Here is a 14,893-nt window from a genome sequence, read left to right as displayed (position 1 = left end):
AACGCACGATTCCTTCATGTCGAATTACGACAAGGAGCAAGATCAGGTGGGGTGTGGTAGGTGAAAGATCTATATTTAGGGATTCTATAGATACTTGACCTATTGCGGAATTATTATGGGATTGTTTCACCAAGCTTAGCTTCGGGATGGGAATCATGGATGTTGAACTAGCTAAGGTATTCGTCATTTCGGAGGTCCTGGATCCAGCGATCAATGCACCCTCCTTGAGCAAGAAGGCCCATGCCGCGGTCAAGCGTTCCAAGCAGTGGATCCCCAAATTCCAGCGCGTGGGAGATCTCTGGACGTACCTGGAGCGGTTTCAGACTCCAAGCAGCAGTGAAGTCTACAGAGAACTCACCCAGGCAGGCCTGAAGACCTTTGAATCTCTCTGGCCAGAATTCGATCGTCGGTTTGGTCGATGGAAGGAAGACCAAACTCGGCTTGCGGATTTTGTGGTTGGGAAGTCCTACTCCTCCTTTGATCTCGCCATTTTTACGAAGACCTATGACAACCGCTCCGGCGGAATTCTAGTGATTGGCCAGGTGCCGAATCATGAGGCGGTTTTTCTGAAGGTGAATCTTTCGGGCGAAAGTTATCCCAATGCCTGGCTCGAGCCTGGTCAACGCCTCAAGGCCTACCTCAAGAGCCGAACCAATCCCCACACTGGGGTAGTGGTGTTCGATCCCGCGCACGTGGAGAACAGAGCTGTCCTCGAGTTCCCGAATGTTCCGGTGTATGTATTCACGCGGGAGACCACCGAAGGAGCCTACCTTCTTGAAGGAATCTTCAGGAATGAGGCTCTTCATGTGGAGGAGGATCAATCTAAATGGTTCGAGCTGGTCAAATGGGACCAGGTACCCCTCCAGGTTTTGGAAGACAGGGCTCATTACGAAGCTGAGCTTGGCGAGAAAGTCAGAGCCGCGTCACAGGACTCTCAGACTGAACGCGCCAAGCGGCTTGCTCTCGCCTCATCTATCCCCAAGGAAATTCGAATCGTTAGCAAGGGCTACCTACGGAGTCCTGATGTCATCGCTGAGGTTTTGTTTCGAGCCAAGGGGTACTGCGAGATTTGCAAAAAACAAGCACCCTTCCTAAGGGAAAAGGACGGGAGCCCCTATTTGGAAGTTCATCACAAGATCCAGCTATCAGATGGGGGAGAGGACAGCGTACAGAACGCTGTGGCGGCTTGTCCTAATTGCCATCGAAAAGCTCACTTTGCATAGCTAGTGTTATGTAACCGGGGGTTCGAATCAGAACCACTGCACGGTTACTTTTTGTTATTGTAATGGTCGATAGAAACTATAATCATGAATGAAATATAATACATTTCTCCGAGTTGTAATCAATAATATCAACTAGGAATTATTCGTAGATCTTCAACTTGCTCCAGTAATTCCGCCAATATATCATATCCATTATCATGCGAACCATCTGCAGCAATCGAATATTCAATTAATTCGAGGTTATAAGCAAATTTCATTGCTTCACGAATCGCGGAGTGGCGGCCCTCCGGAACGAGAGCATAATGACGACAGTCGTGGGGAACACGAATATTTGAATTTTCCATAAGTAACAAAAAATCAGGATCGGACATGCCACAACCAACAAAAAACACTGTATTTACTAAGAATAGAGCATCGAGAATTTCATAAAAAGTACCAAATTGCTTTTTAGCGGTGAAGTAACCTGATTTCGATAAAATAATTTTAACATCTGGCGATGTCAAGGACCCATGGGCCTTAATTACAAGCCTTGAACTAGATCGCAATCCCGAAACAAGACCATTTTCATTAATGGAATAGAATTTGAAACCATCTACAGATCCAGCGTCCGAAATAGCTGTTTCAAATAAATTATCATAATTTGTCGTGATATAAATTTTAAGATCAAATTTTGTTAAAATTTGGTGCCATTTTGATGGTATGAATTTTGGTGAAATAAACAGAGATGATAAAACTCTTGAGATATCGGCTGACGACATTTTTGATTCAATTATTTCAGCAGCTTCCAAAAATTTATCTTTTAACAATAGTTCATCATATTCTCGTTTATCTTCTGGGGTTAGGTGAGCGGCTCCGGAAAGCGCATTGAGCAGTTCTTTCCAGGTTGGCATTTTTTTGCTTGTATCAATATGGCTATTACATCCTGCAGATACACCAGATCCTATAACAATTATCGCACGTCTTCCAGCAAGTTCTTCAACCAACGTTGGGTATCTCATTATTGAACCCCAATGTTAGAAAGAATGTTGACGGCTAAAGCTTCGAGTGCTTCCTTTGCATCCGCAACAGCTCCAAATTGCATTCCAACTAGACCATCAGCAGATTTTAGACCCGCAATCGGTGAATGCTTGATTTGAGCAAGGGGCACGAGACTATACATATGATGTATATCGCCCAAACGTAAGGAAATATCTTTAGGTGCGAAACTAGCGAGAGTACTGCTTACCTCTGAAGGGATGCGCTGGTGAATGCGTTCATAGGCTTTAATCGGTCTTCTTTGACCATCTTTGTCGAATTTTGAACTATACTGCTGTATGGTATATCCAATATATCCGTTCTCAATGTTGATAATTCGTCGAATATCACCTGACAAATCATCAACTGCATGACGTTCATCCCATTGTGATAACCCATTTCGATAATCGCGTGAGAAAGTGCTGATCCAATCGTATATATTCCTTATTCCCATTAGGCTAAATACATCACAACCCATTGGGGTAAGAAAATGGTCACAACCGAGTAATAGCGTTCGATTTAAAGCGCCGAGGCTCGGACTTGCATCAATGATTGCAACGTCATAATCCCTTCCATAAGAATGAAGTAATGAAAAAAACCAATTTGTTTTTATCATCCCACCAGGATTGCCACTTGGAACATCAGCCCAAGCCTTGCTTAATTCATCTTCAAAAAAGGAAAGTCTTGGATGACCAGCGATTAAAGAAACTCCAAAACGATTATTCGGCCAGTCCGAGAAATCTATTTGTTTTTGAATTCGAGATTCGCCATAAGTTACAATTGGCTGTATAACATCATTAATTGTAGGAAAGCCGATGTTTTTTTCATACACTAATTCACACTGGTCGTCCGATAAAATCAGTTGGCTTGCATTGCATTGTGGGTCGCAATCAATAACGAGTACTTTTCGCCCCATCGAGGCGATTGCGTATGCGACATTGCAAGAAAGCGTTGTTTTACCAACGCCACCCTTATTGTTAAAAAATACAATCGATTTCATATAGACCTCTTTCTTATTTTTTGTACCCAGATCTGCGGAGAAGAGCAATAGGTCATTGAAGCGAATACTCCAGGCATTGTAAGCATGTAGGCATATTTCGCACAACGACTGATTGCGGAACCAGGTTGGAAATGTTCGGACCTTTCCTGGGTTGCTGATACTCAATGTTCAACCAGCGGGTTTGTAACTTATCGCTACAAGGATGGGAGCTTTTGACGCGTGGGGATTGACTTGGAAACGTGGTCGCTGTGTAGCAAACATCTTTAACCCGGATGCGTGTTGAACTGATCTTGGAGAATTTATGAAGACGTGGGCTCTGTATTCCAGCCAGGACGGTGAGCGGTCCTTTCAGGGCAATGAGGGCTATGAGGACAAACTCGGCGAGTACCTCTCCTTCGACAACCAAGTCGCGAACTCGCTGCGGGTAAAAGAAGGCGATCGGATTTTGATCATCGACAGAAACCTGGTCTATGGCACGTCCCTGATCGACAAGATCACCTCCGGCTCCGCCAACAAGGTCATGAAGGTCTGCCCCGAGTGCGAGACCGCCACCCTGAGTCCCAGGAAGACGAAACCTGGTTCGCGGTGCAGCAATTGCAAGAAGGTCTGGGATGCCCCGAAAACCATCACCAAGGTGGTGACCGAATTCCGGGCTTTCTATGGGCCCCAATGGGCACCCTTTGACCCACCCTTCTCGCGGGATACCTTTGAGATCCCCTTCGCGAACAAGGCTGTGCAGAACGCCATCCGCCCGCTCGATGGTGACCGGCTTGATCAGCTCCTAGGCACCCCCTCCCCTGGGGACGAAGTGGAGCAGGAGCTCTCGGCATTCCTGGGCAAGCCCCGAAAGGGGCGAGGCTTTGCCCCGGGCCTCAATGCTGCCCAGAAGAAGGCCATCGAGCTACGCGCCATGGAGGCCGCCAGGCAGGCCCTGGAGAGCGAGGGCTGGAAGGTCGAGGATACGAGCCAGGGGAACCCCTTCGACATGCGCGCGCGGCGGTCCGGAGAGGAGATGCATGTTGAAGTGAAGGGCACCTGTACGACCGGGGAGAAAGTGGTCCTGACCAGGGGAGAGGTCAAGCACCACCACAGCACCGCCGCCGTCTCGGTGTTGGTGATTGTCTCCGGCATCGAGCTTCGCGGCACCAAGGAGGCCCCGGAGGCCAGGAACGGCACCCTGCGCATCATTTCCCCATGGCAAATCGACTCCGCGGATCTGGATGCCCTCGCCTTCGACTACAGCGTCCCCCCGCTGGCCTAATCAACTACGAGGGCGGTTTCCCGCCCTCGTCCAACCTGCTGATTTCTACGCGACGTTCGGAGGTTTCGGCTTCCAAAGTTGGTGTCCCGGCGGGTAAAAGTGCGGCAGGAGCCGATTGTCGGGGCCGCGGTGGTCGCGGTTCTTGACGTGGTCTTCCTCTGACTCCCAGAAGTTTTCATACATGGCATTGATCTCTTCCTCGTTCTTGATGCCGAGTTCACCGGCCTCAAACATCTTTCTCGCTTCCGACCGATAATAGGTCATGATCCCGGCCTCTTGTCCGTGCTGGTGGATCCACTTCAAGGCCTGCGAGGTGGCGTCCACCTGGTCGTCCATCTTGCCGACGGGGAAGGACAGCAACTCCTTCCGGTAGTCCTCGAGCCACGGCGCTTGGCTGGGCAGATAGACTCGGCCTTGTTCAAAGAACCCAGTCTGGGCGTGCATGCGCATGATCTTGTCGCCCTCGGGCTTGACCCCCTCGACCCCCGAAACTCCCTCGCTGAACAGTTCCTGGACCAACTGGGTGCCTGAGGCCTTGTCCTCGATCAGCACCTTCGTGGGCCGCCATCGCTCAGACATCTCCTTCACCGCCTGCTTGAGCCCCGGGTAGTCGAGCTTCTTGCGGAGCACGTCCACCAGGTAGATGGCTTTGCCCTTCACTCCCCAGGCTGTGCACACGCTGAAGTCGGCAAACTCACTGGGCTTGTTGGCCGTGTCCCAGCTTAGGATCATCTGGTCGAAATGCTCGGGCTGCTGGAGGGGGTCGTAGACCATGAGCCAGTTCTCCTTCACCAACGCGCCCCCCTTCGGAACTGGGGACTGCTGGTACTGACTGGCGAAGTCGTATTCCCCTAGGTTGGACCTCAGCTCGTTCAGAACGGCCTGTGACTCGCGCTCCGGGTGAAGCAGGTCTCCCGGCGTCCTCATATGGCACTGTGGTCCCTGCATGGTCCTGAAATGCCACTCCTCCGGCCCCTCCGCGATGGCGGGCAGGCTCAGCACCTCCCACCCCCCACGCTCGGCCAGGTGGCCCACAAGATCGTTCAGGTGAAGCCGCTGCATGATGACCACGATGACGCCCTGATCCTTGCTATTCAGCCGGCTGAACAGGGTGCTGTCGTACCAGTCGTTCACTTTCTGCCGCTGGAGATCCGAGACGGCCTCCTCGGGCTTCAGGGGATCGTCGATGATGATGAGGTCGGCCCCGCGCCCCGTGACCACTCCTCCCACCGAGGTGGCCATCCGGCTGCCGTTGGCCGTGGTGATGAACTCATGGGCAGCATTCCGGGTCCGAGACAGGCGGGTGGGGAAGATGGCGCGGAACCAATCGCTGCCGATGACCTGGCGACAGTCCAAGGACAGCTTTTCAGCCAAATCCTGGCCATAGCTGGCACAGAGGATCTGGGCCGAGGGGTCGTGCCCCAGCCAGAAGGCCGGGAAAGCCACCGAGGCCAGAATGGATTTCATGCTCCGGGGCGGCACGTTGATGATGAGCCGCCGAATTTCCCGCCTCCGGCAGGCCTCCAACTGATCCGCGATCAGGTCCAGGTGCCAGTTGTGCATATACCCCCCTTGGGGGTTCAGCTGGAAGAAGCACCGCTGGGTGAAGGTCATGAAGTCCTGCCGCAGCAGGACTCCGTAGACCTCGGGGGTGAGGGGAGGCCCTCCCAATAATTTGGGCCGGCGCTGCGGTTCAGGGTCCAGGTTCATGAGGGGCCTCCTTGGATGAAGTGAGAGTGGAAGGGGCCTGCGGGCCGAAGCGCTGCAGGAGGGTGGCCATGACGGCCTGGTCGGCTTCAGTGGAGAGGGCGAGCGCCTGGTCCGCCCCCGTACCCCCCGCCGAGAGATTCAGCAGGCTGATCAGGAACTGGATGGCTTTCGCGTCGCCCGAGGCAGCCTTGTTCACCAGCTGCTTGATGCAGGCTTCGAACTTGGTAATGGTCCGGGTCTGGCCGTGCTCTTTGACCGTGACCCGCTGGTTCAGCTCGCGCTCCAGTGTCGTATCCAGGTTCACGGACCCCTTGGGCCGACCCTTCGGGTTGCCCGACTGGCCCTTCTTGAAGCGCGTGGCGATGGGCGGGCGGCGGTAGCCCACCTTGTAGCCCGGGTCAGACATGGCCTACCTCGTGGCCGGAACCCGGCAGGCGCTCTGCCTGAACCTGGTCGAAGGTTAGGCCGGATTCCGAATGAACTGCCGCCTGATTGGTGAACGCCTGCCAGCGCCGGACGGCCACGTCCACATACAGGGGATCCAGCTCCAGCCCACAGCACACCCGGCCTGTCCGCTCGGCGGCCATGAGGGTGGTGCCGCTCCCCAGGAAAGTATCCAGGACGATCTCACCCCGGCTGGAGGCGTCTTTCAGGGCGTCTGCCACCAGGGCCACCGGCTTCACCGTGGGGTGCAGCTCGAGGAGGTTGCCTTCTTCGGTCGCCCGGCTGAAGGAGTTGACCCCGGCGTACCGCCAGACGTTGGAGCGATACCGGCCGTACTGGCCCAGCTGAACGTGATTCTGGTGGGGGGCCGTGCCGTTCTTGAAGACAAAGACGAGCTCATGCTGAGAGCGGTAGAAGGAGCCCATGCCGGCGTTGTCCTTGGCCCAGACGCAGAGATTCTTAAGCTCGGTGTAGGTCGCCTTGCCTGCGGCTAACAATTCGCCGACGTGGCGCCAGTCCATGCAGAGGTAATGCAGAGACCCGTTCACCGAGTGCTGGGCCAGGAGGCCACAGGCGGTCGTGAGAAATTCCGTGAACTGGGCCGCGTCCATCTCGCCCGAGGCCATGGCGAACTCCCGGTGCTGGATTCGCCCTAGGCCGCTCACATGCCCCTGGACGGGCACGTTGTAGGGCGGGTCGGTGAACATCACCGAGGCCTGGCTCCCATCCATGAGCTGATCGAGGTCTTCGCTCTTCAAGGCGCTGCCGCAGAGCAGGCGGTGCGGGCCCAGGAGCCAGAGGTCCCCCCGGCACGAGACCGCGGGTCCGGCCGCGGGCCCCAAATCATCGGCGGGGTCGTCTCCAGGCGGCGCCTCTTCCAACCCTTCGATGAGCAGATCGATCTCGCCCATGTCGAAGCCCGTGGTCTCCAGGCTGAATTCCAGCTCCTGGAGAGACAGGTCCCGGAAGGCCTCACCCAGGAGGCGGTCATCCCAGGCCGCGTTCTCGGTCAGCTTGTTGTCGGCCACCATGAACGCCTTGGCCTGGGCCTCGGTCAGGTGCTCCAGGCAGATGGTGGGCACCTCCGTCCAACCCAGCAGGGTGGCGGCTTGGAGGCGTCCATGGCCTGCGATGACCCGGTTCTGACCATCCACCAGCACGGGCACATTGAAGCCGAAGGCCTTGATGCTCTCGGCGATCTGGCGGACCTGCTTCCGGGTGTGGACGCGGGGGTTCGAGCTGGATGGGTGCAGATCACCAATCGAAACCTGCTGGATGCAGAGGTGGGTTGCCATGGCTTCTCCCTGTCAAATGGCCGACTGTTCGGCGGGAGCAGCTTGGGGTAACCCGGAACTGGTGCGCGAGCTTGCGCACCAGTCAGTGTTTGGTCTTCGGATAGGCCTTCAAGGCTTCGATGAGAACGGGGTGGAGGGGCGCCAACTTGAAAGGGTCCCCTTCGACCTCGGCTTCCAGCTCATAGGCCGTACTGGGATCCAGAATGGTTGACCGTCCCTTCGGAGGTCGGTAGGAAGTCCCAAAGCGGTAGAACTGCTGAGAATACAGGAATTGATTAAGCATGGACCGTTCAAATTGTTGTCCCAGCCCACTCAACGGCTCCAAAGGATCGTGAAGGTGCCCACCATCCCAGAGGCCAGATCCGGTCAGGAAACCTGCCCAGAGATGAGCCACTGGCTTGAAATTTATCCAGGCCCTCATGAAGGTGTCCTCAGGAATCGACTTCCCAATAAGGTGCTCTCCGAACTCACCCAGGAGGTATGCCATCCGGTTGAGAGATACGTATTCGGGGGAGACTCCTTGAGAGATGAGTTGTTCGGCAAGTACCAGGGCTATCCCCGTAATTGCCCCTGACTCACTTAGTCCCGCTATTTCCTCCTTGAACTCGGAATAGCGAGGCGCATCGGCAATGGCCTCCCAGCCACCCAAGGCACCACAGAGATAGTTGACCCGATCCCAGGATTCCTTCGTCGCATAGCTCTCGGGGTTCGTCTGCTGTTGGATAGCTAGGAATTTTGGGAAGCAAGCTCTTAGCAGGTTCAGCTGTTTGGCCTCGTCCGTGGGCCAATGTCGAATCGCAATGAGAGTTATGGCATCCCAGTCGGTAACTGGGGGTGTGAATTTAACCTTGGGCATAGGTTGATTGTCCGCGGTTTGGCCTTGATTCGGAAAGAGCTTGATCTTCTCTAGGTAGGGAGCGTCCATGTGTCACCCCGAGATCGGGGTCTCACGGAGGTGAATTATGGGTCAGAAGAACCCGGGCGAAGCCCTGGCCGAGGAGGCCGGGATCCTGCGGCAATTGGGTCGTCAGTTACAAGAGTTAGAGGGGATGGTTCTCGCGGAGTTGAGGGTGCGGTACAAGGCCTTATTTGGCGAGGAGGCCCGCTCGAAGAATCTGCCATTCCTGCGAAAGAAACTGGCCTTCCGGCTTCAGGAGCAGGTTGAAGGCGGTCTATCGCCCGCTGCCTTGGCTCGAATCGAGGAACTGGCGCCTGTGACACTTCCGGAAGCACAGGCTCGAGCTGGCCGGGTCAAGGTACCCCCACCCGAACCGAAACCCCCTCAGCCCAGGGACCCCAGGCTTCCTGAAGCAGGATCTGTGTTGAGGCGTGATTACAAGGGCTTCAGCTACGAGGTGGAAGTCGAAGAGGACCGGTTCCGGTATCGCGGAAGAACCTACACCAGCTTGTCCAGCATCGCCAAGGAGATCACAGGAACCCCCTGGAATGGATTCGGGTTCTTCGGCCTGAAGAAGGAGAAGTCCGATGGCCAAGAATGAGCCATCGAAGGTTGTGAGGTGTGCCATCTACACCCGGAAGTCCACCTCCGCTGGTTTGGAGAAGGACTTCAACTCACTCGATGCCCAACGGGAGGCCTGCGAGGCCTACATCAAGACTCACGCCCACGAAAATTGGGAAGTGGTAGCGGAGTCCTTCGATGACGGTGGCTATACCGGGGCCAATACCGACCGGCCTGCCTTCCAGAAATTGCTCAATTGGGTATCTAGGAAGCGGGTGGACGTGGTGGTGATCTACAAGGTGGATCGTCTCTCCCGGTCACTATTGGACTTTGCCCAGGTGATGGAGCATTTCAACAAGCACGGAGTGGGATTTGTAAGTGTAACCCAGCACTTCTCCACCACTGATCCCGTGGGGCGATTGACCCTAAATATGCTCATGAGCTTTGCGGAATTTGAGCGGGAGATGATCGCCGAGCGCATTCGCGACAAGATCAGGGCGACACGGCGGAAAGGGCAATGGACGGGTGGAAACGCACCTCTCGGCTATCGTTCCGAGAAGTCCCACCTCCTGATTCATGAAGAAGAAGCCCCCTGGGTGAAACAGGTCTTTCGCTGGTATCTCGATGGGGTAAGCGCCCTGAACATTGGCCAGCGCCTCAATGAAGCCGGGGTGCCCCTCAAGACCGTCCAACGGCCCCGACCCAACCCCTGGACTAAGGACCTGGTGCTCCGCATCCTTCGGAATCGGCTCTACCTTGGGGAAATTTCCTGTCAGGGAGAATTCGTTGTAGCTGAGCATCCTGACCTCATCGACCAGAAGACCTTTGACCGCGTCCAAGCCATGCTTGTGCCCAAGAATCGCCGGCTGCGTCATGAATGTCGGAACCCCACCTACCTCATGCGGGGGACCCTCCGGTGTGGCCTCTGTGGTTCGGCCATGACCAGTGCCAGCACCTTCAGGCTGGGGCGGCTGCATCGTTACTATCGCTGCTCAAACCGGGACAAGCAGGGCAAGAAGGCCTGTCAGACTCGGCAGCTACCGGCAGAAGCCATTGAGGCCTTTGTGGTGGACCGGGTTCAGGACGCCCTTGTGGACCCGGAGATGCGGCCCTTGCTTGAGAGACAGTTGGATGCAATTGGGCTGCGGCCCCCGAAGTTGGGGCTGGCCAGTCTGTGGGAGGCCTTGACCTTATCGAATCGCCGGAGATTGATTGGCCTGTTGGTCGAGGAGGCCCGAGTGGACCAGTTCCAGGGCAAGCTCAGTGTCCGATTTCGGGACCTGAGAGCTCTGCCGCCTGACGAGGCCTTCGATGCTGACCTTTGAAGTCCCTCTGATTCGCGTCCGCAGAGGTAAGTGTGTGGGCTTTGCAGAGCGACAGGAGGCGCATCCTCTGGCTCTTGAAAAGGTGTGCGCCGCTGCCCGCGCTCTGGCTCTGGGACACCGAATCGTAAGAGCGGTGGAAACCGGGGAAGTTCGTGATTTCTCGGAAGTGGCTCGGCGGATGGGGGTGAGTCAGCCTCGGGTATCCATGCTGGTGGCGTTGACGTTCTTAGCGCCTGATATACAGGAGAAAATCCTTTGGGCCGGGATTGCTGGAGAAGGACCGAATACTCATCAATTGCTAGTTCCCGCGCGAACCTCAGACTGGAGGGTTCAAAGAACAATTTTCTAAATTCTGTTTTGTCGAAAATAGACGTCTAGGCGACGGTACCGGGCATCGTTGAGTAAGGAAGGATCAGCCTTGGCTATCGCAGCTAAACATTTACCAAATTCTTCGGATGGCCATGGCTGGTCATCTGTAATGGTGTGCAACAACTCCAGGGCTTCGGTTGGGAACTTCCCGCACAACCCCGATTCATCCAACAGGCCAACTTCATAGTGCATGTGGTCAATCGGTTGCAGCCAGTCTTTAACTGTCTTCGATGCGACGGGGAATTCGGCACCCGCTGCAATACATAGCCGTACAAATGAAGCAGAGATTTCTTTAGAAGCCAGTTCACGGGACTTTGGCCAGATGTTCTGCCAGAAGGGAAGGACACGGTTCTTCCAATAGCCTTCCCGCTGTTCTCCGGCACCTTCGAGGGCTTGAGAGAGCGCACGGGCCACCTGCTGCAAACCTTCCAGGGGAAGGTTGCTAATGGCGGTTTGAAAGTCTTGAGGTGTATAGGTTTCCACCGGATCCAAGGCCGCATAGGTCAGGAAGGCCGCGAATTGGTTCCGGTGCTCCTTGAGTTCCTCAAAATGGCCTGCAGTCTCTAGGAATTGAGGCTTGATCGCCACCAATAGGGGCGGGTAGAGGCGAGGAGCCCAGAGAAATCCTTCCCAGGCAGCCCTTGCTTCTGTCGCATCCGAATTCCAATCGAACAACGGAAGGAGATAGCTTTCCGTCCAGGTGCGATCCACACGGAATAGCGGGAGGAGTTGCGAGGCCAGCAGTACCCTCCCGTGGCGGAACCGTTCCACTCGCGTGTCGCAGAGCTGGGTGAATAGGGGCTCGAACGGAGACGCCAGTCGATCGTTGTCGTTAGGGTGCCCCTTGAACCAGAGGTTCAGCAAAGTCTGCGCGACTTGGCCCACCGGATGGTTGATGGCTTCGCTGACGGCTTCATCCAATGGTTCCCCATTCCTCAAAATCCCAGTACCCGCCTCCAAGGGCAGGTCTAGAACCCGGCGACACAGACCCACAAGAATGGATTCATGGATGTCACAGGACTTGGAATTCGCCTCCATCCACCACGTGATGGTGCGGGTAAGTTCTTGGAAAACATCGTCTGGTATGGATGAGAGAAGCGGCGCGGCAAAGCGCCAAGAACGAGCCGCTTGATCATCCTTGCTCCACTCCTGGAGTGCCTCCCGCCAGCGGCCCACGGGCCACACGCCTTCCTTCGACAGATCGCATAACGCGTAAAGACTGTGAAAGAACCTGGTCCGACAAACATCGCCCCAGGTGTCCTCGTAGAATGGTCGCCGTTCCGGCGGTGGCTTTGTCAACCAGCGCACAAGTTCGTGTCGCTTCCTGGGGGCGATATCGACGTCTCGGTTTTCCTCGTAGTCTGGGTCACCGGTACCGCTCATCCAGCTTGAGAATTCGTCGCTTTGGTCGGTGGCAACTCTCCACTCAGGATTGGCCTCCGACAAGGCTTTCAATCGAACACTGGCTTCCGACCCCAACGTGATGCCCGAAGTGTTCAGTTTCGCCAAGTGAAGCCACACCGACCGATCGACAATTTCTTGCCAACTCATACTTTCGAGATTTTCCTGATACATCTTGCGAGGCGGCCCCAACAAGATGGCCTCTTCCAGCCTTGCTTGTGTCTGTGAGGCGAGGTGATTCCCCTGAAGCACCATGAGGCGCATGACCTCTCGTTTGGAATCCACGGTCCACATCCACCACGCATCGTCCGCTAATAACCATTCCACCCATTGATCTGGTGAAACGCAGCCATCCTGGCTGGCCGCAAATAATGCAAGGCGCTTGAAGGTCGGATAGGGAATATCGAACCAGGCTTGGGCGATTCGCGTTGCACGGTCTGGATCTGTATTACGAACCGCTAGCCAACTGTCGCGAAGGAGTTCGATTAGAGTCACCCAATCTCGGAAGCCACGGTTCTGCCAGTGTGGAGAAATCGAAGGTAGGTCCCAGGGAGATCGGTCGTTGCGGTCTTCGGCCTCGCCGAGCTCGCGAAGGAGGTCAAGGGCATCCCGCAACAGGTGCTGGATGTCTTCGAGGAGGAGGGGCAAAGATCTTTGCCAGTGTTCATCCGCGAAATCACGAAGGGCCGAATGGACATGGTCGGCAGCTAAGACGAGTTCCCAGTCCACAAGCTGGCGGAAACTCCTTGGCGCATCGGTTGGTATTTCTTCCTCACTCCATCGGAAGGGTTTCTTAAGGGCGATCCTTGGCGCGAGAAATTCACGTAATTCCAGCCGAAGCGAGGCATTGAGGCCTTCTCGTTTCAGGCGGTCCTTCCATTGGTAGAGGCCAAACTCACCCCTGAATGACTGGATACGCCCGGTCAGCAGCAATCGCCACAGGGTGCCGAGCATGGCATCCGGGATGGCATTGGGGGCCTGCGTCCGCACTTCGTCCAATTCTGCCGTTTTGCCTTCCTGTTTCAGGCGGGAGAAGCGGTCAAGTTCCTGCTCGATAAGAAGCCCCCAGCGGGGATGCAGTTGCCCCCCTCGTTGGGCCACCCAATGGATCAATTTCGGGTCGTTCAAGTGACGCAGGAGCCAGCGTGCCAGGTGGAACATTACGGCGTCCCATCCGCCTTCCTCGGTGCCACCAGAGACCAGAGTCATCCGGGGTGCCAAGAGATAAGGTGCGGGGCGGCGAATCATACTGAAGGCTAGCTTGGTGCCCACCTCTGTACGAGGTGGGACTCCGAAACGTGCCAGGTCCGCGTGGCGGAACCGCTCCTCCGAGAATGCCTCCAGCCACTCCAACGACGGCGCCGGGTTGAATTCCGCGAAGCGCTTGGCGGGCAAACCCGTATCGTCTGCCATCGCCCAAAGCATGCGCCCCACAAAATCGTCCTGTTTCGTGCTGGCGGAGGGTCGTGTGATCGCGTAATTGACCACGATGCGCTCCCTGCCCAGGGTGCCGTTGCTCCAAGTTGCAGCCCAGGCCTTCAAGGTCTCATGCAGTGCGAAGTGGCTGTTCGCGGGATCGTAGAGAATGGGGACAACACCCTTGGCTTCCCACTCTGTGGTTTTGAGGGCTTCCTGACCTGGTGCGCAGTCGCCGAACGCGTAGGCCTGGGGGGTCGCTTCCCCCAACATGCGATCCGCTGCGAGGGCATCCATCATGTAGCGCAGCACCGGGTCATTGATGCTGTACCCAACGAAGCAGACCACAAAATTCCGAAACAACTCACTGACGAAGCGCGCCGCCCAGCGCTCGGTGAGGTACGCCAATCCGAAATCACCACTCGTGACCACCAGCCGATTCAGGGCACTTTCGTCCGGGCGTTGGGGCAGAGCCCCATGCAGGTAGACCAGTCCATTCCATCGGCTGTTCTTGGGAATGGGGAGCATCGGTGCGGCATAGGTTTGGATCGACTGCTTGGTGCGCTTGGCCGCCGCTTCGAACACTCGGTCGAAGTTTGTCGTCACCAAGCGCAGGGCACCCTCTTGGCTCCGGGCCAACTGCAAAAGCGCCGCATGGGTGTCGATAGCCCCCTTTCGGCGTAGCTTGGGTTTCAGGACCTCGGCCAGTTTGGTGCGAACGGCCAATCGCTGGCCGGGAAGGCGCCGCTCAAGCAAATCCAGGGCGGCGTCGTACCGGTAGATTTCGTAGGCTCCCTGCTCCATTGCAGTTGGTTTCGTTCCAACCTCGCGATAGATCCCATCAACCAGCCCCTGAAAACCGGGCAGTCCGGCAGGGTATGAAATCCCCGCGCCGCAGAAGAACGCCACGCGTCCCTCTTCCTGGGCCTGTAACAGCGCTTCGGGAACGTCAGGACCCTGGGCGATGAACTGCATG

At 55.9% G+C, this 14,893-nt stretch carries 11 protein-coding genes; 4 read left to right on the top strand and 7 right to left on the bottom strand.

Features of this window, described 5'->3' with window-relative positions; all coding sequences use genetic code 11:
• Positions 1-155 precede the first annotated feature (155 nt).
• Complete coding sequence (locus MLE42_RS15400; protein WP_243288764.1) at positions 156-1,223, top strand: HNH endonuclease; 1,068 nt, start codon at positions 156-158, stop codon at positions 1,221-1,223.
• 128 nt (positions 1,224-1,351) lie between these two features.
• On the opposite strand, the gene MLE42_RS15395 is transcribed toward MLE42_RS15400, so the two are convergent.
• Together MLE42_RS15395 and MLE42_RS15390 are read right to left on the bottom strand one after the other, a co-directional pair.
• Entirely contained in the window at positions 1,352-2,221 is an 870-nt protein-coding gene (locus MLE42_RS15395; protein ID WP_243288763.1) for an SIR2 family protein, read from the bottom strand.
• Positions 2,221-3,237 (bottom strand): ParA family protein, encoded by a 1,017-nt coding sequence (locus tag MLE42_RS15390; protein WP_243288762.1) that lies wholly within the window; start codon positions 3,235-3,237, stop codon positions 2,221-2,223. The genes MLE42_RS15395 and MLE42_RS15390 overlap by 1 nt, the downstream gene beginning before the upstream one ends.
• A gap of 301 nt (positions 3,238-3,538) precedes the next feature.
• Between MLE42_RS15390 and MLE42_RS15385 the strand changes: the two genes are divergently transcribed.
• Positions 3,539-4,498 carry a protein NO VEIN domain-containing protein gene (locus MLE42_RS15385; RefSeq protein ID WP_243288761.1) on the top strand — a complete coding sequence of 320 codons (960 nt, stop codon included), beginning with the start codon at positions 3,539-3,541 and terminating at the stop codon, positions 4,496-4,498.
• A gap of 45 nt (positions 4,499-4,543) precedes the next feature.
• Here MLE42_RS15385 and terL read toward each other — a convergent pair whose 3' ends face one another.
• The 4 genes from terL to MLE42_RS15365 form a co-directional block, all read right to left on the bottom strand.
• The gene (gene terL / locus MLE42_RS15380) at positions 4,544-6,112 is read right to left on the bottom strand and encodes a phage terminase large subunit (protein WP_243288760.1); all 1,569 of its coding nucleotides are present in this window, start codon (positions 6,110-6,112) and stop codon (positions 4,544-4,546) included.
• A gap of 79 nt (positions 6,113-6,191) precedes the next feature.
• A complete protein-coding gene (locus tag MLE42_RS15375; RefSeq protein ID WP_243288759.1) occupies positions 6,192-6,614 on the bottom strand; it encodes a DUF5681 domain-containing protein in 423 nt (140 codons plus the stop codon).
• Positions 6,607-7,947: a site-specific DNA-methyltransferase gene (locus tag MLE42_RS15370; RefSeq protein ID WP_243288758.1), complete on the bottom strand. Its 1,341-nt coding sequence runs from the start codon at positions 7,945-7,947 to the stop codon at positions 6,607-6,609. Before MLE42_RS15370 ends, MLE42_RS15375 begins: the two co-directional genes overlap by 8 nt.
• Positions 7,948-8,029: 82 nt before the next feature.
• Complete coding sequence (locus tag MLE42_RS15365) at positions 8,030-8,872, bottom strand: hypothetical protein (RefSeq protein ID WP_243288757.1); 843 nt, start codon at positions 8,870-8,872, stop codon at positions 8,030-8,032.
• Between the two features lie 37 nt (positions 8,873-8,909).
• On the opposite strand from MLE42_RS15365, the gene MLE42_RS15360 reads away from it, so the two are divergent.
• Positions 8,910-9,446, top strand: coding sequence for a DUF2924 domain-containing protein (locus tag MLE42_RS15360; RefSeq protein WP_243288756.1), 537 nt, complete (start codon positions 8,910-8,912; stop codon positions 9,444-9,446).
• Positions 9,433-10,731, top strand: a complete 1,299-nt coding sequence (locus MLE42_RS15355; RefSeq protein ID WP_243288755.1) for a recombinase family protein — start codon at positions 9,433-9,435, stop codon at positions 10,729-10,731. The genes MLE42_RS15360 and MLE42_RS15355 overlap by 14 nt, the downstream gene beginning before the upstream one ends.
• A gap of 345 nt (positions 10,732-11,076) precedes the next feature.
• Here the strand turns inward: MLE42_RS15355 and dsr1 are convergent, their stop codons facing one another.
• Entirely contained in the window at positions 11,077-14,892 is a 3,816-nt protein-coding gene (gene dsr1, locus MLE42_RS15350) for an anti-phage defense-associated sirtuin Dsr1 (RefSeq protein ID WP_243288754.1), read from the bottom strand.
• Position 14,893: the final 1 nt, after the last annotated feature.

It is taken from the genome of Geothrix terrae (assembly GCF_022808775.1).
Classification (GTDB): domain Bacteria; phylum Acidobacteriota; class Holophagae; order Holophagales; family Holophagaceae; genus Geothrix; species Geothrix terrae.
This window is presented reverse-complemented; position numbering and strand designations above follow the sequence as displayed.

What these genes read in the sequence shown, in the direction of transcription:
- MLE42_RS15400 (WP_243288764.1), top strand. Translation starts at nt 156, where the DNA reads ATGGATGTTGAACTAGCTAAGGTATTCGTCATTTCGGAGGTCCTGGAT.
- MLE42_RS15395 (WP_243288763.1), bottom strand. Translation starts at nt 2,221, where the DNA reads ATGAGATACCCAACGTTGGTTGAAGAACTTGCTGGAAGACGTGCGATA.
- MLE42_RS15390 (WP_243288762.1), bottom strand. Translation starts at nt 3,237, where the DNA reads ATGAAATCGATTGTATTTTTTAACAATAAGGGTGGCGTTGGTAAAACA.
- MLE42_RS15385 (WP_243288761.1), top strand. Translation starts at nt 3,539, where the DNA reads ATGAAGACGTGGGCTCTGTATTCCAGCCAGGACGGTGAGCGGTCCTTT.
- terL (WP_243288760.1), bottom strand. Translation starts at nt 6,112, where the DNA reads ATGACCTTCACCCAGCGGTGCTTCTTCCAGCTGAACCCCCAAGGGGGG.
- MLE42_RS15375 (WP_243288759.1), bottom strand. Translation starts at nt 6,614, where the DNA reads ATGTCTGACCCGGGCTACAAGGTGGGCTACCGCCGCCCGCCCATCGCC.
- MLE42_RS15370 (WP_243288758.1), bottom strand. Translation starts at nt 7,947, where the DNA reads ATGGCAACCCACCTCTGCATCCAGCAGGTTTCGATTGGTGATCTGCAC.
- MLE42_RS15365 (WP_243288757.1), bottom strand. Translation starts at nt 8,872, where the DNA reads ATGGACGCTCCCTACCTAGAGAAGATCAAGCTCTTTCCGAATCAAGGC.
- MLE42_RS15360 (WP_243288756.1), top strand. Translation starts at nt 8,910, where the DNA reads ATGGGTCAGAAGAACCCGGGCGAAGCCCTGGCCGAGGAGGCCGGGATC.
- MLE42_RS15355 (WP_243288755.1), top strand. Translation starts at nt 9,433, where the DNA reads ATGGCCAAGAATGAGCCATCGAAGGTTGTGAGGTGTGCCATCTACACC.
- dsr1 (WP_243288754.1), bottom strand. Translation starts at nt 14,892, where the DNA reads ATGCAGTTCATCGCCCAGGGTCCTGACGTTCCCGAAGCGCTGTTACAG.